This is a genomic window from Rhodococcus sp. ZPP (assembly GCF_017656075.1).
Classification (GTDB): domain Bacteria; phylum Actinomycetota; class Actinomycetes; order Mycobacteriales; family Mycobacteriaceae; genus Rhodococcus_F; species Rhodococcus_F oxybenzonivorans.
In genome coordinates this window covers 217,742-238,957 of the sequence record NZ_CP058641.1, presented here as the reverse complement: position 1 = coordinate 238,957, position 21,216 = coordinate 217,742, and the positions used below count along the sequence as shown (strand labels likewise).

General features: G+C 66.6%; 23 protein-coding genes and 2 pseudogenes. 16 read left to right on the top strand and 9 right to left on the bottom strand.

Annotated features, from left to right (window positions below):
* Positions 1–59: 59 nt before the first annotated feature.
* The 7 genes from HYG77_RS37890 to HYG77_RS37860 all read left to right on the top strand — a co-directional run bounded on the left by HYG77_RS37890 (position 60) and on the right by HYG77_RS37860 (position 6,528).
* Entirely contained in the window at positions 60–2,216 is a 2,157-nt protein-coding gene (locus HYG77_RS37890; protein ID WP_208964470.1) for an MMPL family transporter, read from the top strand.
* Between the two features lie 94 nt (positions 2,217–2,310).
* Entirely contained in the window at positions 2,311–2,583 is a 273-nt protein-coding gene (locus HYG77_RS37885; RefSeq protein WP_012686900.1) for a metal-sensitive transcriptional regulator, read from the top strand.
* A 45-nt stretch (positions 2,584–2,628) separates the two neighbouring features.
* A complete protein-coding gene (locus HYG77_RS37880) occupies positions 2,629–2,877 on the top strand; it encodes a DUF2892 domain-containing protein (RefSeq protein ID WP_208964469.1) in 249 nt (82 codons plus the stop codon).
* 60 nt (positions 2,878–2,937) lie between these two features.
* Positions 2,938–3,351, top strand: a complete 414-nt coding sequence (locus HYG77_RS37875; protein WP_208964468.1) for a DUF302 domain-containing protein — start codon at positions 2,938–2,940, stop codon at positions 3,349–3,351.
* Between the two features lie 40 nt (positions 3,352–3,391).
* Positions 3,392–4,171 (top strand): sulfite exporter TauE/SafE family protein, encoded by a 780-nt coding sequence (locus tag HYG77_RS37870; protein ID WP_208964467.1) that lies wholly within the window; start codon positions 3,392–3,394, stop codon positions 4,169–4,171.
* Positions 4,172–4,257: 86 nt separating this feature from the next.
* On the top strand, positions 4,258–5,610 hold the full coding sequence (locus HYG77_RS37865; RefSeq protein WP_054248962.1) for an MBL fold metallo-hydrolase: 1,353 nt from the start codon (positions 4,258–4,260) through the stop codon (positions 5,608–5,610).
* 387 nt (positions 5,611–5,997) lie between these two features.
* On the top strand, positions 5,998–6,528 hold the full coding sequence (locus HYG77_RS37860) for a DinB family protein (protein WP_054248961.1): 531 nt from the start codon (positions 5,998–6,000) through the stop codon (positions 6,526–6,528).
* A 22-nt stretch (positions 6,529–6,550) separates the two neighbouring features.
* On the opposite strand, the gene HYG77_RS37855 is transcribed toward HYG77_RS37860, so the two are convergent.
* Positions 6,551–7,204, bottom strand: coding sequence for a metalloregulator ArsR/SmtB family transcription factor (locus tag HYG77_RS37855; protein WP_208964466.1), 654 nt, complete (start codon positions 7,202–7,204; stop codon positions 6,551–6,553).
* Between the two features lie 88 nt (positions 7,205–7,292).
* Here HYG77_RS37855 and HYG77_RS37850 point away from each other — a divergent pair, with 88 nt between their 5' ends.
* On the top strand, positions 7,293–8,654 hold the full coding sequence (locus HYG77_RS37850) for an MBL fold metallo-hydrolase (protein WP_054248984.1): 1,362 nt from the start codon (positions 7,293–7,295) through the stop codon (positions 8,652–8,654).
* Positions 8,651–9,949 carry an MFS transporter gene (locus HYG77_RS37845; RefSeq protein ID WP_208964465.1) on the top strand — a complete coding sequence of 433 codons (1,299 nt, stop codon included), beginning with the start codon at positions 8,651–8,653 and terminating at the stop codon, positions 9,947–9,949. Before HYG77_RS37850 ends, HYG77_RS37845 begins: the two co-directional genes overlap by 4 nt.
* Before the next feature lie 51 nt (positions 9,950–10,000).
* Here HYG77_RS37845 and HYG77_RS37840 read toward each other — a convergent pair whose 3' ends face one another.
* From HYG77_RS37840 to mihF, 6 genes and pseudogenes are all read right to left on the bottom strand, one after another.
* Positions 10,001–10,459: an SRPBCC family protein gene (locus HYG77_RS37840; RefSeq protein ID WP_054247275.1), complete on the bottom strand. Its 459-nt coding sequence runs from the start codon at positions 10,457–10,459 to the stop codon at positions 10,001–10,003.
* Positions 10,459–10,941: an SRPBCC family protein gene (locus HYG77_RS37835; protein ID WP_054247293.1), complete on the bottom strand. Its 483-nt coding sequence runs from the start codon at positions 10,939–10,941 to the stop codon at positions 10,459–10,461. The genes HYG77_RS37840 and HYG77_RS37835 overlap by 1 nt, the downstream gene beginning before the upstream one ends.
* 33 nt (positions 10,942–10,974) lie before the next feature.
* Positions 10,975–11,259, bottom strand: a pseudogene (locus HYG77_RS37830) (metalloregulator ArsR/SmtB family transcription factor); the annotation flags it as partial.
* A 101-nt stretch (positions 11,260–11,360) separates the two neighbouring features.
* Positions 11,361–11,834: a hypothetical protein gene (locus tag HYG77_RS37825; RefSeq protein WP_236603669.1), complete on the bottom strand. Its 474-nt coding sequence runs from the start codon at positions 11,832–11,834 to the stop codon at positions 11,361–11,363.
* A 559-nt stretch (positions 11,835–12,393) separates the two neighbouring features.
* Positions 12,394–12,900 (bottom strand): hypothetical protein, encoded by a 507-nt coding sequence (locus HYG77_RS37820; protein ID WP_063786613.1) that lies wholly within the window; start codon positions 12,898–12,900, stop codon positions 12,394–12,396.
* Positions 12,901–12,987: 87 nt separating this feature from the next.
* Positions 12,988–13,797 (bottom strand): integration host factor, actinobacterial type, encoded by an 810-nt coding sequence (mihF, locus tag HYG77_RS41095; RefSeq protein WP_063786612.1) that lies wholly within the window; start codon positions 13,795–13,797, stop codon positions 12,988–12,990.
* A gap of 249 nt (positions 13,798–14,046) precedes the next feature.
* Between mihF and HYG77_RS37810 the strand changes: the two genes are divergently transcribed.
* Both HYG77_RS37810 and HYG77_RS37805 read left to right on the top strand, forming a co-directional pair.
* On the top strand, positions 14,047–14,358 hold the full coding sequence (locus tag HYG77_RS37810; protein WP_054247271.1) for a hypothetical protein: 312 nt from the start codon (positions 14,047–14,049) through the stop codon (positions 14,356–14,358).
* Positions 14,359–14,741: 383 nt separating this feature from the next.
* Positions 14,742–14,948, top strand: a complete 207-nt coding sequence (locus HYG77_RS37805) for a hypothetical protein (RefSeq protein ID WP_054247269.1) — start codon at positions 14,742–14,744, stop codon at positions 14,946–14,948.
* Positions 14,949–15,548: 600 nt separating this feature from the next.
* On the opposite strand, the pseudogene HYG77_RS37800 reads toward HYG77_RS37805, so the two are convergent.
* Positions 15,549–15,666, bottom strand: a pseudogene (locus tag HYG77_RS37800) (IS256 family transposase); the annotation flags it as partial.
* Between the two features lie 226 nt (positions 15,667–15,892).
* Here HYG77_RS37800 and HYG77_RS37795 point away from each other — a divergent pair.
* The 5 genes from HYG77_RS37795 to HYG77_RS37775 all read left to right on the top strand — a co-directional run bounded on the left by HYG77_RS37795 (position 15,893) and on the right by HYG77_RS37775 (position 20,579).
* Positions 15,893–16,135, top strand: a complete 243-nt coding sequence (locus HYG77_RS37795; protein WP_054247266.1) for a hypothetical protein — start codon at positions 15,893–15,895, stop codon at positions 16,133–16,135.
* A 381-nt stretch (positions 16,136–16,516) separates the two neighbouring features.
* Positions 16,517–16,735 (top strand): hypothetical protein, encoded by a 219-nt coding sequence (locus HYG77_RS37790; RefSeq protein WP_054247264.1) that lies wholly within the window; start codon positions 16,517–16,519, stop codon positions 16,733–16,735.
* Between the two features lie 328 nt (positions 16,736–17,063).
* On the top strand, positions 17,064–17,918 hold the full coding sequence (locus HYG77_RS37785) for a hypothetical protein (protein ID WP_164709556.1): 855 nt from the start codon (positions 17,064–17,066) through the stop codon (positions 17,916–17,918).
* Between the two features lie 225 nt (positions 17,919–18,143).
* Positions 18,144–19,934 (top strand): IS30 family transposase, encoded by a 1,791-nt coding sequence (locus HYG77_RS37780; RefSeq protein WP_236603670.1) that lies wholly within the window; start codon positions 18,144–18,146, stop codon positions 19,932–19,934.
* Positions 19,935–20,285: 351 nt separating this feature from the next.
* Positions 20,286–20,579, top strand: a complete 294-nt coding sequence (locus tag HYG77_RS37775; protein ID WP_054247260.1) for a hypothetical protein — start codon at positions 20,286–20,288, stop codon at positions 20,577–20,579.
* A gap of 93 nt (positions 20,580–20,672) precedes the next feature.
* On the opposite strand, the gene HYG77_RS37770 is transcribed toward HYG77_RS37775, so the two are convergent.
* On the bottom strand, positions 20,673–21,209 hold the full coding sequence (locus HYG77_RS37770; protein WP_054247257.1) for a universal stress protein: 537 nt from the start codon (positions 21,207–21,209) through the stop codon (positions 20,673–20,675).
* Between the last annotated feature and the right edge of the window lie 7 nt (positions 21,210–21,216).

Below are 21,216 nucleotides of genomic sequence, written 5' to 3'. Positions count from 1 at the left end.
CGCCCGACCTCGCCGATACGCGCTGCCAGCGCTTTGCCATCACCTCGAGGAGGACTTGTATGACCCGCAGTACGGCATTGGGCGGCGACGCCCCGACGGTCGAGCCGATCACCGACGGCGGTGTGCTCGGCCGCATGGGCGCGGTCATGGCCGGGCACGCGAAATGGGTGTTCGGCATCTGGCTGATCCTGCTGGTCGCCCTCGGTGCCGCCGCGCCGTCGGTGTTCAGCTCGCTGGCCGGTGCCGGGTGGCAGGCCAATGGATCGGAGTCGGTGCAGGTTCGTGAGCTCGCGGAGCAGCATTTCGGGGGTAATTCCTCGGCCGCGGTGCAGGTGGTCGTGCACTCGGACACCCTCACCGTCGACAGCCCGCCGATGCAGCAGACCCTCACCGACGTCGGCACCGTTTTCGCGGGCGACGCCCGGTTCGGTGCGGTGATCGCACCGCAGCCGGGGATGTCGATCAGCCCGGACGGGCACACCGGCATCCTCATTGCGGGCGCGAACGCGAGCACCGACGACATGGTCAAGGCCGTCGACGAACGCAAAGCGGAACTGACCGCCCTCTCCGGCGACGGAATCGAGGTGTACCCGACCGGCGCATCCGCACTGTGGAGCGACTTCAACAAGGCGAACCACGACGCGATGATTCAGGCGGAATTGTTCTCCTGGCCGGTGACATTGGCGATCATGGTGCTCGCGTTCGGGTCACTCGTCGCCGCCGGGCTACCGCTGCTGTTGACCCTGGCCGGGCTCGTCGCCTCGGCGGGCGGCCTGGTCCTGCTCAACCAGGTCACGCCGATCTCGGTGTGGGCGATGAACTTCGCGATGATGTTCGCACTTGCCCTCGGAATTGATTACGCCCTGTTCATCGTCGCCCGCTTCCGCGATGCGATCCGTCACGCCACGTCGCCGCGTGCCGCGGTGGCCGAAACCATGGACACCGCGGGCAAGGCGGTGGCCCTGTCGGGGCTGACCGTGCTGGTGAGTCTGTCCGCGGTGTTGCTGGTGCCCGCGCCGGCGGTCCGGACGATGGCCGTCGGCATCATGCTCGCGGTGTTCTTCGTGCTGCTGGCGTCGATGACGCTTCTGCCCGCCGTCCTGGGCAAGCTGGGCGGCAAGGTCAACGCCGGCTCCCTGCCCTACGCGAAGAAGCAGCAGCACCGTTCGCCGCGGTTCGCCGCCTGGGGCGAACTACTGCACCGCCACCCGTGGCCGTTCGCGATCGGATCCCTGCTGGTGCTGATCGCGCTGTCGATTCCGATCCTCGGACTGAAGGTCGCGATGCCCTCGATCGAAGTGGTGCCCACCGACGCCCCAGTCCGGCAGGGCTACGAACTCGTCCAGGCCCAGATGGGCGAGGGCGCGCCGGGCATGCTGCAGATCATCACCCCCGCCGCGGAGGGCGCGCAGGCCGCCGCAGCGGCCGCGGCCACGGACGGTATCGCGATGGTCACCCCGCCCCAGCCTGCCCCCGACGGCAGCAATTACGTCATGCTGCAGGCCATGCCGACCGTCGATCCCTCCGACAACCAGATGGGCACCATCCTCGACACCCTGCGCACCGACCTGCCCCAAGGCGCCCTGGTCGGCGGCGCACCGGCGGAGAACCTGGACCTGCAGCAGGCCCTCAACGACTACCTGCCGCTGATCGTCGGGACCATCCTGATCCTGGGGTTCCTGCTGCTACTGGTGGCGCTGCAGGCACCCCTGATCGCGATCCTCGGCACCGTGGTCAGCCTGCTCTCGACCGCCGCCGCGTTCGGGGTCGCGAAACTGATCTTCCAGGACGGGCGCGGCGCGAGCCTGCTCGGCTTCACCCCGCAGGGCTTCCTCGACGGATGGGGGCCGGTGTTCTTCTTCGCGATGATCTTCGCGATCGCCATGGACTACACCGTCTTCCTGCTGGCCACCGCGAAGGAACACTACGAACGCTCCGGCGATCCGAAGGTCGCGCACGTCGACGGTCTGGCCCATTCGGGGCGGGTGATCTTCGCCGCCGCCGCGGTCATGGTCGCCGTGTTCTTCACCTTCGCCCTCGCCGACCCCCTGCCCCCGAAGGAGATGGGCATCATCCTCGGTGTCGCAGTGCTCCTCGACGCGGTGCTGATCCGGCTGATCCTGCTGCCAGTACTGCTGCGGCTGACCGGGCACGCCGCCTGGTGGTCACCAGCCTGGCTACGCAAGGTGCTGCCGAAGATCAACTTCTCCCACTGAGGCCGGTGCGGAGGTGGGTCGGCGCGCCCCTTACCCACCCCGCACCGATACCCCGGGGGGTACAGTGGGGAGAGGTCTAGGAAAGGAAACCGCCATGGTCGGCGACGAAGACAGCATCGCATTGGTACTCAACCGGCTCCGCCGCGCCCACGGCCAACTCGCCGGGGTGATCTCGATGATCGAGCAGGGCCGCGACTGCAAGGACGTCGTCACCCAACTCGCCGCGGTCTCCCGCGCCCTGGACAAGGCCGGGTTCAAGATCGTCGCCACCGGCCTACGCGAATGCCTCACCGGCGAGGCGGCCGAGAAGGGCAAGGAGCCGATGACCGAGGCCGAACTCGAGAAACTCTTCCTCGCCCTCGCCTGAGCCACTTTCACCCCGACCTCCGTTCGACGTCGACGAAAGGTGACCATGACCGACGCTCTCCCCGCCCGCGGCTGGACGATCGAGCGGGTGGTCCCGTTGCTGGCCGGAACGATGGTGCTCGCGAGCCTCGCACTCACCCTGGCTTTTTCGTTGTGGTGGCTGCTGCTCACCGGGTTCGTCGGGGCCAACCTTTTGCTGTTCGGCGCGGTGGGGTGGTGCCCGGCGAGTCTGCTGCTGCACCGCCTCGGCGTACCGCGCCTCGTCGCGGCGTCTCCCGCCCCATCGGGACGATGACCGGGGCAGGTGACCGGCCGATCCCATCCCATATTCTCCGAGAAAAGGCAGCACACGCTCATGACGCTCGCACTGTCGACCACCCTGCACACCTCGTTCGCCGACGCGGTGGACCGCACCCGCAAAGCCCTGGCGGACCAAGGCTTCGGGGTCCTCACCGAGATCGATATGAAGGCCACCCTGAAGGCGAAACTCGGTAAGGACATGGAGGACTATCTGATCCTCGGTGCCTGCAATCCGCCGCTCGCGCATCGCGCGGTCACCGTGGACCGGCAGATCGGGCTGCTGCTGCCGTGCAACGTCGTCGTCCGCGCCGACCCGGCTAATCCGGGTGCGGTGCTGGTCGATGCGATGAACCCGCAGGTGATGGTTCAGGTCGCCGACCAACCCGGGCTCGGGGCGGTCGCCGACGACGCCACCGCCGCATTGCAGGCCGCCATCGACTCCTTGGGCGCGGGCGCATCGAAGGACTGACACCGCACCTGCCCATTGCCGTTGACGGAAAGGAGGATCGGTGACTCTGACCGTCGCGCTCGCCCTCGGAGCGATCATCGGCGTCCTGCTCGGACTCCTCGGCGGCGGCGGGTCGATCCTGGCCGTCCCCGCCTTGGTCCTCGGCCTCGGTCTCGACCTCGACCTCGACCAGGCTATTCCGATCTCCCTGCTGGTGATCGGTGTCGCATCCCTCGTCGGAGCCGTCCCGAAAATTCGCGAGCACCAAGTGAATTGGCGCATGGCTGGCGTCTTCGCCGCCTGCGGTATTCCCGCGACCTTCGCCGGCAGCGCGGTCGGGCGACTGCTGCCGCAATCGGTGGTGATGGTCGGTTTCGCCGCCGTGATGGTTCTCGCCGGGATCCGGATGCTGATGGATCGTGGTGACACCGGCACCGCCTGCGAGGTCGGGGACTCGGGGATCGACTGGCGCCGCTGCGCCCCCCGATCCATCCCCGCCGGGGTCGCGGTGGGCTTTTTGACCGGCCTGTTCGGTGTCGGCGGCGGGTTTCTGATCATCCCAGCCCTGGTGCTGATGCTCGGTCTGGATATGTCGGTCGCGGTCGGTACCTCGCTGGTCATCATCGTCGCGAACTCGGCGGCCGGTCTGGTCTCGCACCTGAACGGTGCGAGCATCGACTGGGCGATCACCGCCGCGTTCGCGGGCACCGCGATCGCCGGGTCACTGATCGCCGGTCATTTCGGCACCAAGGTCGACACCGACAAGTTGCAGCGGTGGTTCGCCTATCTCGTTTTCGCCGTCGCCGCGTACGTGCTGGTGGACACGATCTTGCTGCGCTGATGCCGCGGGCGGCCGGCACCACACCGTTTCACCTATGCCCTCCCGGGTATGCGAACACCAGAGAATATGTGAGGAAGGTACGAGTCATGGACGTGTCGATCATCGAGACCTCGAGCTTGGGCGATCGCAGCTACCTGGTCAGCGACGGCGCTGTCGGCGTAGTCGTCGACCCGCAACGCGACATCGACCGGGTGCTGGCCCTCGCCCGCGACCGGGATGTGCGGATCACCCATGTCCTCGAGACCCACATCCACAACGACTACGTCACCGGCGGCCTCGAACTGGCCCGCACCACCGGGGCCGAGTACGTCGTCCCCACCGGCGACGACGTCGACTACCAGCGATGCGCCGTATCCGACGGCGACCTCATCGACGCGGGCCCGATCCAATTGCAGGTCATGCACACCCCCGGCCACACCCACCACCACGTCAGCTACGTGCTGCGGGAGACCACCGGCGGCATCCGCGGAGTCTTCACCGGTGGATCGATGCTCTTCGGCACCACCGGCCGCACCGACCTCCTCGGCAACGATCACACCCGGGAACTGACCCACGCCCAGTACCACTCGGTGCGGCGCCTGGCCGACGAGCTCCCCGCCGACACCAAGATCTACCCCACCCACGGATTCGGTAGCTTCTGCGCCGCCACCCCCGCGAGCGGGGACTCCTCCACCGTCGGCGAACAACACACCACCAACCCTGCCCTGACCCAGGACGAGCAAAGCTACGTCGAGGAACTGATCGCTGGCCTGGGCGACTACCCGGCCTACTACGCGCACATGGGCGTGATCAACACCCAAGGACCGGCCCCGGTCGATTTGTCACTGCCCAAACTGGTCGACCCGGACGAGCTCCGCCGCCGCATCGCGGCCGGGGAATGGGTGGTGGACCTGCGGGAGCGCACCGCCTTCGCCGCCGGCCACCTCGGCGGCACCCTCGGCTTCGAATTGTCGGACTCCTTTGTCACCTACCTCGGCTGGCTCTACCAGTGGGGTGCACCGCTGACCCTGATCGGCGAAAACGAAGATCAGGTCGCCGACGCCCGCCGCGAACTGGTCCGCATCGGCATCGATGACCTCGCCGGCGCCGCGGTCGGCGAAATCCACACCCTCGTCGCCGGCACCGAACTGCGGTCCTACCGGGTCGCCGACTTCCCCGCCCTCGCGGAGAGACTTCCCGAGCACGACATCACCGTCCTCGATGTACGCCAACGCAACGAATACGACAGCAGCCACATCGACGGGGCGATCAACATCCCGCTCCACGAACTCGCCGACCGACAGGGCACCCTCCCCGACGGGGAAATCTGGGTGCACTGCGCCTCCGGCTACCGATCCTCCATCGCCGCCTCGATGATCGACCGCCCCGACCGCACCACCGTGCTGATCAACGACGAGTACGACAACGCGAAGGACACCGACATCACCAGCACCCCGTAGGTATCCGTGCGCACGCAGTGACCGGGGTACGACGGATCGCCGAGATCCCCACGCCCGCATGGCCTCGACCCGGATGGATGAGTCCGCATCACGGCCCCTCCGGAATCCTTGTGCGCCGAGCACCGACGCCAATGACACCGGGCAGCACCCCCGACCAGCACGGCCATGGCGAGGGTCGCGGCCCCGCTCTGATGTATGTCGGCGACCGCGTCGTGGGCCCACCCGGCGGCGGCGCTGATCGCGCTGGAATGCCGAACTATAAATTCAAAGATCCCTCATCAAGAGCTTCGAGCATCTGCTGACGCTGCGACCTGGGCAGTCGATCGCAATGGCGCTGAGGCCGGAGGAAGATGGTCCGTACCCGAGGATGCTGAGGCGAGGGCAGTGATGTCGAGGTCAAAGCGTGTAGACCGACGGGAGATCGCCGGAGAATTCGAGCGGGTTCGGGCCGACTTTCATCGATTGGTCGGCGGCGCGAGCTCCGAGGGCTTCGACCGGCCCTCCGAGGGCACCCGCTGGACGAACGAGCAACTGCTGTTTCACATGGTGTTCGGCTACATGGTGGTGCGCCGTCTGCTGATCCTGGTCCGGATCCTCGGCTGGCTACCGGACGGCGTCAGTCGCCGCTTCGCCGCCGCCCAGAACGCCTCGACGCGATTGTTCGACGAGGTCAACTATCGGGGAACGTGCCAGGCGGCCCGGGTATTCAACCGTCACCGCATGGTGCGGCAATGCGACAAGGTCATCGATTCACTCCTGCGGAGTCTGGCGGCGGAGGCCGAGAGCGAGCTGCAGCGCGGCATGCACTTCCCTGACAGGTGGGATCCGTTCTTCGCGGACTACATGACCCTGGAGGACCTCTACCGCTACCCCGCACAGCATTTCGACTTCCACCGGCGGCAGCTCACCCTCGACTGACGATCGCCGGAAGAAGCGGCATTCAGGTCGCGACCGGCAGGTCGGCCAGGCGCCACTCGAGCATGCCGTCGGCCAGGCGCGCTGCGGGCCGGTCGTGGTCGGTCAGGAGCCGGACCGCCTCGTGGGCGAACACGCAGTAGGCGCCGCGGCAGTAGGCGACGATCTCCTGATCTTCGGGCAGGTCCGCGAGACGATCGGCGAGCTCGTCGATCGGGATGGACACCGCGCCCGGGATGTGCCCGGCCTGGTATTCCTCGCGGGGACGCACGTCGAGGACCGTCACCTTCCCGGACCGGGCCCGCTCGAGCAGCTGGTCCCGGCTGACCTGATCGGTGGCCGGACCCAGGTAGGCGGTGCGGGCGGCCTCGACATCGGGCAGGTGGTCGTTGGCGACCGTGCGGACCAGCGCGAACAGCTGCGCCACATCCGCACCCGCGAGCCGGTAGAACACCTTCGTGCCCTCGCGGCGGGTGGCGACCAGATTGGCCTGCTTGAGGGTCTGCAGATGCGCGGACGCGGTCGTCAGACCCAACTCGGCCGCGCGGGCGAGCCCGTCGACGGTGCGCTCGCCCTGGGCGAGCAGATCGAGCAGTTCGAGCCGCTTGCCGCTGCCCAGGGCCTTGCCGACCCGGGCGAACTGGTCGAACAGTTCCGTCTTCGCGATCCGATCACCCATAGCATTCTCCAATCATCTTTGGAATAGTGTAGAACATGGAGCGGGTGTTCCGCCCGGAATGCCCTCAAGCCGAGGCAGGGAGAAGGCCATGGCCGGGATCGATCTGGTGCCGCTCGTCGACGAGGGGCTCGGCAATTCCGCGTATCTGGTGGATCTGGGGGACGGGCGGGCGTTGGTGGTCGACGTCAGCCGGGACCTGCGGGCGGTGCATGCCGCGGCCGCCCGCCGCGGGTTGACCGTCGCGTTCGCCGCCGACACCCACCTGCACGCCGACTTTCTTTCCGGCGCCCATCAACTCGGCGCCACCGGCGGGACGCGGGTGCTGGCCTCGGCGGCCGGGGACCGGGAGTTTCCGCATACCGGGTTGCGCGACGGCGACGAGGTGGACCTCGGCGGTTTGCGGTTGCGGGCGCTGATGACGCCCGGGCACACCTACGAGCACCTGTCGTTCCTGCTCCTCGACGGTGAGAAGGAGGTGGGGGTGTTCACCGGCGGATCGTTGATCGTGGGTTCGGCCGCCCGCACCGATCTGCTCGGCCCGGATCGCACCGAAGTTCTCGCCCGCGCCCAGTACGCCTCGCTGCAGCGCCTCGCTGCGCTGCCCGACGAGGTCGCGGTGTGGCCGACCCACGGGGCTGGGTCGTTCTGCTCGGCCCCGCCCGGCGCCGAGCGCACCAGCACCATCGCCCGCGAGCGTGCCACCAACCCGCTGCTCGCCGCCCGGGACGAGGACAGCTTCGTCGACCAATTGCTGGGATCGTTGGGCAGCTATCCGCCGTACTTCCTCCGGCTCGGCGAGATCAACCGGGTCGGTCCTCCACTCCTCGACCAGGATCCGGTGCTGCCGGCCTTGACCGTCGACACCGTCCGGGCCCGACTGGGCGAAGGTGCCGCCCTGATCGATGTGCGCCCGCTGGCCCGTTTCGCGGCCGCCCACATCCCCGGCGCCCTCTCGATCCCGCTGCGGCCGGTGTTCGCGAGCTGGCTGGGCTGGCTCGCCCCGGCCGACCGGCCCCTGATCATCGTCCGCGACCCCGACCAGGACGTGAACGAGATCGTATGGCAGGGCTTGAAAATCGGATACGACAACCTGATCGGCGAACTCGACGGTGGCCTCGCCGCCTGGACCGCCGCGGAACTCGGGGTGACCGCCACCGCGCTGACCGGCGCCGAAGGAGTCGGCAATGTTCGGGTCCTCGACATCCGTCAACGCCCCGAATTCCTGGCCGGGCACCTGCCCGGCGCCGTCCACATCGAACTCGGCGCCCTCCCGGGCCAGGTCGACGACCTGCCCCGAGAACCGACCGTGGTGATGTGCGGGCACGGCGAACGCGCGATGGGCGCCGCGAGCCTGCTCGAACGCGCCGGGCACCGAAACCTCACGGTGCTCGAGGGCGGACCCGACGACTGGGCCGCCGCCACCGGCCGCACCCTCGAGACCGGCACATGAGCCCCACCTCGCCTCGGCCGATCCGACTCGGCCTGGGCGCCAACCTTGCCCAGTTCAGCCTGCTCGTCGCCGTCAACGCCCTCGTCGGTGGCATGGTCGGCCAGCAGCAGACCGTGCTGCCGCTGCTCGCCGCAGACGAATTCGCCCTCACCGGTTACACGTTCATCTTCACCTATGTGGCCGCGTTCGGGATCACCAAGGCCGCCGCCAACTACGTCGCCGGCACCTTCTCCGACCGCTACGGCCGTAAACCGGTCCTGCTGGTGGGCTGGTTGTTCGCCATCCCCGTCCCGCTGATGCTCATCGCCGCCCCCAACTGGTGGTGGATCGTCGCCGCCAACGTGCTGTTGGGTATCAACCAGGGCCTGACCTGGTCGACCACCGTGGTGATGAAGATCGACCTGGTCGGCCCCGCCCGCCGCGGCCTGGCCATGGGCCTGAACGAGGCCGCCGGCTACGGGGCCGTGGCCGTCAGCTCACTGCTGGCCGGCTACCTCGCCGAACAGTACGGGCTACGGCCCACCCCGTTCCTGCTCGGACTCGCCTACACCGCCCTCGCGCTGCTGCTGTCCGGGGTGTTCATCCACGAAACCCGCGACCACGCGCGCCTCGAGGCCGCCCAGCACATCCCCCGCGCGGACGGTGCGCACGATCACCTGCACGCGGGCCTGACCGACCGGCAGATCGCCGCGGCAACGAGTTTCACCGAACCCGCCCTGTCCTCGGCGAGTCAGGCCGGCCTGGTCAACAACCTCAACTTCGGCCTGTCCTGGGGTCTGTTCCCGCTGCTGTTCGCCACCGCAGACCTGCCCGCCGGCCAGATCGGGCTGCTGTTCGCCCTCTACCCCGGTGTGTGGGGCGCCGGACAATTGGTCACCGGCGCCCTGTCCGACCGCATCGGCCGCAAACACCTGATCACCGCCGGCATGGCCCTCCAAGCTGCGGCCCTCGCCCTGATCGCCACCTCGGACGCCTTCCTCGGGTGGGCCGCGGGGACGGTGCTGCTCGGAGCCGGGACCGCCATGGTTTACCCCACCCTGCTCGCCGTGATCGGCGACGTCGCGCACCCAGCCTGGCGCGGGCGCGCGGTCGGGATCTACCGGGTCTGGCGCGACAGCGGCTACGCCGTCGGCGCCATCGCCGGCGGCATCGTCGCCGACCTGATGGGCATGCACGCCGCCGTCTGGGCCGCCGCCGCCGTCAGCGCCGCCTGCGCCCTCGCCGTCGCCGCCCGCATGTACGAAACCAACCCCAGACCCATCAACACCAGCACCGGACTTGCGTCGAAGGATTGACCGCCTCACCAGGAAAATTGCGCCTCGCATGAGCCCCGCGTACCGTCCGCGCTAGTTCGGCTGTGCCGGTTGCCCTTCCATGCGCTGCTCGAGGGTGGCCAGATTGCTCGGCATCTCCCTGCGGGCCTGTGGGCGCACAGCAAGTGGCACGAGAATCTTCCCGATCCCATGGCCTTCGAAGTCGACCGCGATCGTCACCCGCGAGCGGTGCCCGGAATCCAGCGGATCGACGGACACCTTCACCACGGCACGGATCGGGCCGTCGACACCGTGCACACCCCAGGTTCTCGGCGGGTCGATGTGCGTGAGTTCGGCGGTCACCGAGCGCTCGGCGAACCCGATGCGGCGCGTGGTGCGGCGTTTCTCGCCGACCCGCGGGGTCCCGTTCGCGTCCATGTGACCGCCGACGACACCCTTCTGCCACTCGGCGAAGCGGGTCGGGTCGGTGACGTAGCCGAACACCTGCGGCGGTGGACGGTCGATCTCGATGCTGGTCGTGATCGGTGCCATCAGTGCCGCTCACTGTCGACGGCGCCACGGTAGCGCTGCAGGTAGAGCGGCCACCCGGCGTCGTGCTCGACACCGTCGCGGACCGCTTCCCAACCCTGACCGTGGCGCTCGAGGTTGCGGTGCTCGAGCTCGACCCGGGTGCGATCGGCGGATTCGGCGATGAACCGGACCTCCACTTCGCTGGTCTTGGCCGGGTCGGTCTCGATCTGCCAGTGCCCGTTGATGTCCCAACTGAACACCACCCGGTTCGGCGGCTCATAGGCAAGGACCCGCGCCCACCGGCATTCGGTGCCGTCCACACCGCGGTCGTAGATGTGGCCGCCCACCCTCGGTTCGAACACGGTCTCGGCGATCGGGACCGCCATGATGTTGTGCTCACGCGGCTTGATCGCATCGAATCGCTCGATGAACAGCGCGAACGCGCGCTCCGCACCTGCGTTCACCACGACCTGCTTGCGCACCGACTCGTGTGTTTGTGTCATGACCTCTCCTGCGGGTTGTTCGACCGCATCCTTGTATGCGGTCAGGGCCTGTACCCAGAACCGGTCGAGCTGCGAGCGCAGCACGCTGATACCGGCCGGGTCGAGGTGATAGATGCGGCGTGTTCCGACTGCCCGATCACGGACCAGTCCAGCGTCTTTGAGCACCTTCAGGTGCTGCGAAACCGCTGGCCGGCTGATCGGCAACTCGCGGGCGAGCTCACCGACCGCGCACGGTCCCTCGGCCAGACGCTCGAGGATCGTGCGCCTCGTTCGATCAGCGAGGGCGCCCCATTCGTCTCCAGCTTGGTAAGTATCTACGAACGGTAAGTCTCTGCTTACGAAGAGTTGTTGTCAACAGTGTCCCGCGCACCGTTTGGCTAATCGGCGATTGGCCTGGTCCGGCGTTGTGCTGCTGACGGTTACCAGAGCATGAGAGGCAGACCGGCGGCTTCGGCACACCGGATCCGCTCTTCGATGCTGTCGGGATCGTCGCCGCGCGCGAGTCCGGTACGAATGGCGGCGGCGACCGCGCGGATGCGCCCGGCGGGGGCGCGGACATCGGCGAGCGGGTTAGCGAGGTTGCGGCGGCGCAGGTCGGTACTCGGTGCGGTTGACGGCGTTAGTCCCCAGCTGCATGTGCGCGGGTTGGTGCAGCCGGCGAAGTCGCACTGGTGACACAGCACCGTGTCGTCGGCGCCGGACCACCCGAGCCGCGGGATGATGCCGTATTCGAGCTGGTAGGCGAACAGGTGGGCGGGCACGGTGCCCCGGCGGGACGGGCCGGGCAGGCTCGCCGCCCTGAAGGAGCCGTGCCCGGTGGACGAGACACTGCCGAGCCACACCGTGCACCGACCACCCGGGCGTCGGTAGGTCTTAGCTTCGAAGCGCGCCACGACCGCGGGTCGTCGAGCCAGGACCTCCACAGCCGTTCGGGGACCCGGATCGGTTGCGGCTGGCCGATCAGGGCGAGTTGCTCGACTTCGCGACCCGTCGTGGTCGCGGGCATTCCGGGCAGCATCGGTGCGGCGGTGACCATGGGTTATCTCCGCTCTCCGGGCTCGTCGGCGCTGTTACCGGTGTTACCGGTGTTACCGGTGTTACCGGTAAGGCTAAGGAGGTATTCCTGTCAGGTTGATGGGGGACCGGAAGTTCAGCCAGGAAGTCGTCGACCCCCGGCGAGCGCGCTGTTGACTATTGCGATGGGCAGCTGTGGGCGTCTATTGGAATTCGCGGATCGAGAGAGTAATCGGTAACGGTGAAAAAACTCGAGAAGCAGAGATCCGGCCGAGAATGTGAAAGCATTCCCGGCCGAACCCCTGTCTGGGGAATTCTCGACAGCAAAGTACCCGCAGACGTTCGTGCCGTGGTCGTCGTCTTGCCCTTGCACGCCGGCGCAGCCGAGACCTGGTTTTGCCCGCCGGGCAACTTCTTCATTTCTTGGGTGTTGTCTACTCAGCCCGTCTTGTGCGGGTCCCCGTGTTCCGGTCGGGGGTTCCCGGTCAGGTACGGGTGGGTGTCTATGTCGATGCTCTCCTGGATCGGTTCGAGTCCGATCTGTGGCCACCCAGCCGTCACCGTGAGTTCGGAGTCGAGGTTGTCGATCCAGTAGCGCGGACATGTGCGGTACTGCGTTGTCGAGCAGGGACGGGGTGGCCGGGTGACCGGGAGGTATGGGTCCGCCTCACCCTCGAGGTCCCCGACACGCACCCGCACACAGAGATACGACCAGCTCCCGGAAAAGTCGTCGGGGTTGGTCAGCGGGCGAGTCTCGTGGTGCGCGAGCTCGGCGCAGAGGTTGGTCGCCGCCAACGTCAGACGCAGTTGCATTCCGGTGGGGTAGGCGGTGATGCCGTCGAGCTGCAAGGTCACACCGGGGTGTGCGGCGAGGACCCGCCGGCCGCCCGCGTGCACCCCGCCGGTGCTCGGGGGTGGCTGCGCCGGCCACCGGTGTCTGCGCATGTCTCGATCGTCTCACCGCTGCCCGACGAAAGTCACGACCAGTTCCAGGCGAGTCACACCCGACAAGCGCGGGAGCTCGTGTGTGGTTTACGTGCCGGCGGCGATGAGTTCGGCCACCCGGGTACCGATCTCGGTTGTCACTGCCGCTTTCCACGACACCACTTCGACCTGCAGGTGCGGCATGCGGATGACGATGTCTCGAATGCTGGAGGGTTCATCGAGTATCCCGGTCGGGTCCGAATCGACCAGCATCGCGCCCACCGCGTTCACCGCCCGCAGCCGGGAGGTGTCGACAATCTTGTACTGGGGGTAGTCACCCGTATAGACCCTGCCCGCGCGGATGAGTTCCATCTGCTCCGGCGTTGTCGCCCGCTCCCTGATGACAACATGGACTTCTCTGTTGTCCTGCTCATTCGCCCAGAGGCCTTCGAGGAGGGCCGACTCGTCCTCCCGAGGATTCATACTGTGTGCCGGTGACAGTCCTTCCAGGAATTCCGGTATGGCCGCCGCGATCGTCGAGGGATCCAGCGCAGCCGCGGCCGGTGCTGCGGGCCGCTCCTTCTGTGTTGTGTCCTCAGGTGAGCTGCCTGCGACGAGGTCGAGCAAGGTGCGGCGTTGATGCGGGCCGAGGCCACCGATCCGTTGAGCCTCGGCAATCGAGAGCCCGCCGAGAATGTGTGCTGCCCGCACCGCATCCACCCCGGGAAGAGCCTTCACCACCACACTGACGCGGGTCTTGCTCACGATCGTGTCGGTCTCCGCCCGCGCGAGGACAGCGGCGATCGGAAGCTTCCCGGCCTGGATTGCGGCAAGAAGGTCGCCGCGGGCCTGGCGGATCGCGGTGGCCTTCGCCCACGCCTTTGCTCGCTCTTCGGGGGTCAACTCCGGAAAGTCCATAACCTGCTGCTCTCCTCTACGGCCCTATTTTTGTCGCCCGCCTATCTCACCATCACCGCACCGAGATACGGCGCGATTCGCGGGATCCAGCATGCGCCCGCCTAGTGGGCAGTGGTTGAAAGTGAACCGATACACCGAATACCAGAATGTGGCATAGGGAGGATGCGGCAGAGAGACAGCTGTGTCTGCGACCACCGGCTCACGCTACGGTGTCACCACTCACCTGATCTGTTCACGAAGGAAAGACCTGTGCCTGAGCGCTCTGCTGCCACTGAGGGCCAGGTTGTCGATCTGGCCGCAGCACGTGCCGCCCGGACCCGCGCATTACTCTCCGGCACCCGCCCGGTCTCGGACGTGCTGGCCCGCGCGGGCAGCCCGGGGGTGCGGAATCTTCGCGTCGATCAGCTGATCGCCACGTACCTACCGGGGGCGGCGCTCGGACCGGCCGCGATCATGGCCGTGTTGGGCATCGCGGAGGACAGCCTGGTGGGTGATCTGACGGCCGAGCAGCGCCGCAAAGTGCAGCAGGGAATCGAAATCCAGCTCACCCACGGCTGGTAACCAGCAGCCAAGCCTTCAGCACTACCCCAAGGCTCGAGGTTCGCGAATGTGAGGACCCTCCGGCCGCAGGGGAGGCGGCCGGAGGGTCTGACTGTCGCGGCAGGGGTGCAGCCCGTGATCACGCGCCAGCACCCATTGAATACCCGTTGCCCCCTGGATTACTCCTCAATCGAACCGAGGCCTGCCAGCACGCGCCCTGGCGCTTGCTGATCTCCTCGGCGGCCCGATGCCCCGGGGGGTGAGGATGCTGGTGGGCGACTCACCGTGCCCGAAATCATGCGCGCGGGTGCTCGAGCGGATTAACTGGCCTACGGGCCGTCGCGTGATGAGGGCGCGGCTGCCCAACCATGGAACCGAACCACAACGAGTAGTGGAGGCAGCACATGGCAGGTATCGCCTCGAAATTCGACAAGGCCTACGAAACCCGTCCGATCGAGGAACTCGCGCAGGCCCCCGTCGCCGCGCTCGAGGGAGTCAGCGAGTCCGACGCCGAACACCTGAAAGCCGCGTTCAACATCAAGACCGTCGCCGACCTGGGCACCAACAAGTTCTTCCTCTGGGCGCAGGCAGTCGCGAAACTCGCCGAATAGACCCCGGACCCGGGTCGGCAACCGCCCCAACCCGGGGTGCAGAGGAATACCCCCGCAGACCCCTCGAGGCTGCGGGGGTATCTCCGTCACACGGCGGTGCTCCATTCATGCGGACGGACGGCGCCGCTTCCTCCGCTGTCCGATCTGCGCGACCTCCGAAGGGTGCGACCTTGAAGTCGCGTCCACGCTGCCCGCTCATGCGGTTCCTCCATCCGTCTCGATCCGATCCCCTGCCAAAGCCAGCTGGTCGCCGCTGCCCCACACAAAAATCGAGGACGACACCCTGGGGCGGAATCGAAACGGTTGATCCACCCGGGGAGGCTGCGGCACGTGGATACACTTGTGCCACACGCTCATTGCCACTTCTGAAGCCGACCACGACAGACCTCAGGAATCTCCCGGGTGGGAGCGCGGCGACAAGACCACCAGCGCACCGAATCCCGGGGCAGGGGTGTGTGTGCTGTGCGCCATTTCCGCTGGTCAAGGAGAATTCAGGTGCGGATTCGGCACCACTACCCACCGCCGAGCATCAGGCAGCGGTGCCACAGTGCGGCAGAGTTGACGTGCGCCTGAGGGCGGGCGGTGAGCCTCTGGAACTCAGCGACACGAGGCCGCCGCCCCGGGATGGGTGCGATCGAGCTCCTTCGCCAGCGCACGCAGCGCGGTCTCGGCCTCGAGCGCCCGCGGCGTGGTAGGCGTCGGTCATCTTGCGGCCCACATCGCTGACCGCACCGATCGCGGTAGCCAGGCCACGACCGGCAGTCTCGAGCACAGATCCGAGCTTGTTCAGGTCGCTGCCATTCGCCAGCACCCCGCTGGCCTCCTGCGTATGCACCTGCTCGAGTTCGTTGGAGACGTCCGCGTCCTCGACGGCCTCTGCGGTGTCCTCCTTGTCGTACGGGACTTCTTTATCGAGGTCGATCTCGGAGGTCCCCACTTCGGCCGTGGAATCAGCCCTGTTCCGGGTGTGGGCTCGCGTCGAGATGGGGCACCTCGCCTACCAGCCAGCCGTCGGGGTATCTCCCCGGTGGCTGGGTCGCTTCGATCGTCTGCTCGGGTTCGGGGCCCGGCTTGGCGACAAGGTGTTCGTGGGACAGCTCGATGAGCTTGTCGAACGAGGGCAGGCTCTTGACCGCGACGTAGCTCAGGGCGAGGCGACGACAACGATGTCTTCAGCAGCGGACTGAAGGGTTTTCTCGACGAAGTCGTGGTCACCTCGCGTCACTGATGCCACCACGACCTCACACGTGACCGGTCATGGGCTCCTCTCGGGTCTGCCCCCGTCGCGGGGTGTCACGCGTTCTCGCCGTACCCAGTCGCAGCCGGGGCGGTGCCGATACAGTTGCGGCAGCGCCGCACCCGCCCGTGATCGGCGATCGCGGCGAGGCAGCGGAGCAGCTGCCACGGCGGTGCGCACCCGGCCCGGTCGCTCGACCGGGTGGTCGCCGGCATCCGGCCCTGTACGCGAACGGGGTCGCGGTCATAGGGGTTGGTCGCTCGACGCTCGATCGCCGACCGACGTCCCGTATCGCGCGATCGACACGGCGCGCGACGAATACCGTGCGCGGATGACGTACGGATTCGATCCGCTGGGTCCGTCGATGGCGAACGATATTCCTGTCGACGCCGCGGTGCTGTTGCGAAGTGTCGCTCCGGATCTGACCGACGACGAGCGCCTCGACATACTGCGACGCACCGCGATTTCCGCGGGTTCCCCCCTCGATCGTGCCGACAGCGACGGCGGGTGGGTCCGGATCGATCTTGTTGCCGCGTCCGCAGCGGCATAGGGCGATGTACGTACCCGAACGCTGTTGCAGCGCTTGACCGTCGTATGAACGTTCCCGGCCTGTGAGCTCACTCCGGCCGAGTCGCATCAGGGTTCGAGTTCCGGGTCTTCCCCGATGTTGCTTACGGCATGCGGGTGATTGACTGGAAAGCGGCTCGGACATCTGGCCAAATTCCGCTTTTGCGTACTCGAATTCGACCGGAAGGTTTGTCATGAACCTGATCGTGTGCCCTTCGGGCCCTGATGATGTATCCGTGCTTCGGCGCGGGATATGCATCGCAACCGTGGTGGCATGCCTGCCGTATCTTCTGCTGAAAGTCGCATGGATCATGGGTTGGACGATCGGCGTCGAAAATGCCGGTTTCGCCGACACCACCCGGGTCGCCAATCTCGCTACCTCCGGTATGGAACTGGTTGCGATCGTGATCGCGATCGGGCTGGTCGCCTCGTGGGGGAGAAGGATCCCTGCCTTCGCAATCGCTTTCCCCGTCTGGGTTGCGACCGGTCTGCTCGTCCCCGTTGCAGTCGGTTCGGTGCTGGGCGGTGTGATCCAAGCGGTGACCGGTGGCGGAAACGCATACAGCGGCAACGACGAAATGGCCGGGTGGGTATTCGGTTTGGTGTACGGAGGCTTTGCGCTGCAGTCCGTCCTACTGTTGGCCGGTTTCGTTCTCTACGCGCGCGATCGCTGGGCGGTCGTAGCCGACGGTGGCCGCATGCGCGATGGCGCCGGAAAGACCCGTCCCCTGCAGAATCTCCTGGGGGCGGTCTTCGTCGTCGCTGCGGCGATCTTCGCCCTTCAACAGCTGAGTTGGGCGGTATGGGGTGGTGGGATGTTCTCCGATCTGACCACCGCTCAAAGGGTGTTCCTCGTAGCGGGAGCCCTGTCCGCTGTCGCAGGTGCCGCGGCCGTGGTCGGTCTACTCAGGGGGAAGCGACTCACAATCTCCGGGCTGACGCTCATCTGGTTGGGCACCTCCGTGACGTTCACCAGTGCGCTCAAAGACACGTTGACGACCCTCGCTGTAGACGCCGAGGCGTGGGGCGCGTCCCGCCAAGATCCGGGTAATGCGTCGCTGACCCTGCTTGTCCTACTCGGCGCATTCGCTGGCGCCATCGGAGGTGCGCTGCGTCTCGTCGAGGAAGTGTCTCCGGCGAGCGAGGTCTCGAAGGTCGCGGCGTGAGTAAGTCAGACCATGAATCGTCGGCGTTGCCGCGCTTCGCCGCAGAGAAAGTTGTCCAACTCCAGACCCGCTCGGGGTTCGTCTTGTACACCGATTGGTGCGTATCCCGACGCTGCACTACGAACTTTCCGGCGTCGCGGACCTACCCCAATAAATAAGCGGAGAGTTCAGCCCCCCCCAGGGTTCTATCGGTCATTGCAACACCTTCGGCGAGGTGGTGTTGGAATGGCGAAGAATGCGGATGCTGCTGCTCAGGCCCGATTTCTGGGGTTGGTTCGCGACGGACGAGGTCTCAAATACTCCGCCCGCACCGCCGGAGTCCATCTCGATGTCGGTTATCAGTGGTTGCGCGCGGAGTTCTTATTTCTCCGTGAAGGAGGTCTCGACTGCGAGCAGTCTCGAGCCACCTTGGGGTGTGTGACCTCGAAGATCGCTGTGTGGGAGGCGTCCTTCATCTCGGGTAGCTACAACCGGCACCACTTGAGGGTCGAGCGAAGCCGAGAGAAGACCTTCTGGTCTGCGTTTGCGGTGCGCCGGACGGTGCGGCAGTCAGCCGTGATCGCCGGGGTGGGTAGCTCGACAGCGTATCGGTGGATCGAACAGCGGTATTACCAACTCCGTGCGGACGGTGTTAGTGAAACCCAGGCTCGGCGCCGGCTGCGGCTGAGCAAGACCAGGGCAGGGGCGTGGGAGTCCCGGCGTGCACTGAGAAACAGAAAGGCCGAGCGCGGCCGGGATGAGTCGATCCAGGTGGCGGTGCGTGAGTCCGCTGCGCGTATCGCCGCAGAGCTGGCGACGAAAGCAGCGTCGAGACTGTCGCGGTCCGCGGTCCGCGACACGCGGTATTGGGAATTGATCACCCAAGGGGAAACGAATATCGCAGCCAGCACACTCGTCGGTGTGACTCGCCAAACCGGGATCAATATTCAACGAAGGGCGCGACAGCGCAAGACTCTGACCGGCGCCGACGTGCCGTCGGAGCGGTATTTGTCTTTGGTGGAACGGTTGCAGATCGCCGACCTGGACCATTTGAAACTGTCGATCCGCGCCATCGCCAGGGAGATCGATCGGGCGCCGTCGACGGTCAAACGTGAACTCGACCGGCACCGCGATAGCCAGGGCCGTTACCTGCCTCATGTCGCCGATGAGACGGCCCGTCGAAACCGCAGCCGGCCACGTGAACACAAGCTGCTCGCCAACGACGTGTTGCGCCGGGTCGTACAGCGCAAGCTCGATCGGTTCTGGTCGCCGGAGGAGATCGGCGGCTGGCTGAAGCTGAAGTATCCGGAGGACAGCTCGATGTGGTTGTGCATGGAGACGATGTACCGGGCGTTGCTGGTGGCAGGCGGGAAGGGTCTGGACAAGAAGTACACCGCCAAATTGCGCAGTGGTCGGAGCGTGCGTAAACCTCGGTGGTTGGGGTCGGCGAGATCACTCGGTGCGGTGCGGAACATGACGATGATCGGTGACCGCCCGGAGGAGGTCGACACAAAGGTCGAGGTGGGTCATTGGGAAGGGGATCTCATCCTGGGGTTGCGCTGTCGATCGGCGATGATGACCCTGCGGGAACGGAAAACCCAGTACGGGATCATCGTCAATCTCCCCGTCGATCACACCGCCGAATCGGTGAAAAATGCTGTCATCAAAGCCTTTGCGGGCCTACCGAAACGAATGCGCAGAACGTTGACGTGGGATCAGGGAACGGAGATGTGTTTGCACCGAGAGATCTCCGCGGCCCTGGATCTGAAGATCTACTTCGCCGAACGTTCCAGTCCGTGGCAGCGGGGTGCGAACGAGAATTTCAACGGGCTCACTCGACAGTATTTCCCGAAGGGCACCGATCTGTCGGTGCACAGTCACGCTCATGTGCGGTCGGTAACGCGTGAGCTCAACACTCGCCCACGGAAGAACCTGGAGTACGCAACTCCCGCCACGGTGTTCAATGCCGAGCGACGGGCCACAGCTCACCGGCGCCGCACTGCGCTGGAACTCGCGATGGCGACTGCGGTAACGTAACCCGTGAGCTGGGAAGACCCAGATTTCAATAGACTTGTGTTGCAACGACAGTGAGAATCCGCCCCCCATCACCGGACATTTTGGGGGGCGGGGTCTTACGGGAATCCGCAGGTCGGGCGCGGCTACGAAAACCGTTGGCGGTCGGCGACGACGGGTGTGTGCTGTGGGATTCTTTCACCGGTGTCATACCTCGCCATGCTGTTTCGTAGATCCATGACGGTCGGCGGCATCTGCTGCAGAGATAGCGGCGCGCAGCTCGGACACATCGAGTGCGGGCACCTGGTCCTTCGCCGAGCTTCCCGCCGAGCTGGCCGGTCTGCCGCTCGATCAGGTGCAGCTCAAGGCACCAACATGGTGGGGATCAGCGCACTCGAGAGCCTGTTCACCCCGAACCCTGCGACGGCGCCGCAGGCCATCGCCGCAGAAGCACCGCCGTTGCCCGATGCGCCGCTGTCCGCCCCGATCGGCGAACTCGCCGAATCCGACCACGGACTGATCATGTGCATGGGCAAAGGCGGGGTCGGCAAGACCACCATCGCCGCCGCCCTCGCCGAGGGCGTAGGCGCGTGCATTCGAACATCGGATGCCGTAGCGCGGTGCGGGTCGGTCGGGCTTGACCGTCGAGTCGGCTCGACGGGATGGTGACGCACCCGAGTGCACCGCGATGACGGCTGGCCGGTCCATCGAAGCCGGTTCACCCATGGATCCTCACCCCCCTCGGTGACGCCGTGCGGTCACTCAGGCTCCTGTCGACGGTGCGGGGACGAGTAGCACGGGTCGGCGGGCGTGGTGGACCAGTTTGGAGGACACCGATTCGCCGAGGAACCGCTCGAACAGGGACATCACGCCGCCACGGGAGGTGCCGATGATGATCATCAGGGCGTCGTTGGCTTCCGCGATCGTGGTCAGCAGCTGCGCCGGGTCTCCTTCCCGCGAGTAGTAGGCCCAGTTCCCGGGCATCGTTGCCAGCATGGTGCAGGCCTCGCGGCGTTGCTGTTCGACGGAGTCGGCGAAGCGTTCTTCCCAGTCGTCGCGGTCGGGTTCGATGGGCATGTCGTCGATGTCGACGATGTGCGCGACGTGCAGAAAAGCATCGAGGCGGCCGGCGAGGTCCATCGCGTATGTCAGGGCGGCGTGGCTGGCGGGGTGCCGGTCGAAGCCGACCACCAGATGACACACCGCCGGGGTCGGGGCGGCGGGTCCGTCCACCCGCAGCGGGGTGCGCCAGTCCCGCAGGTTGTCCCGGGTGGCGTGGCGGTTTTCCTTCTTGGTCATTGCTCTT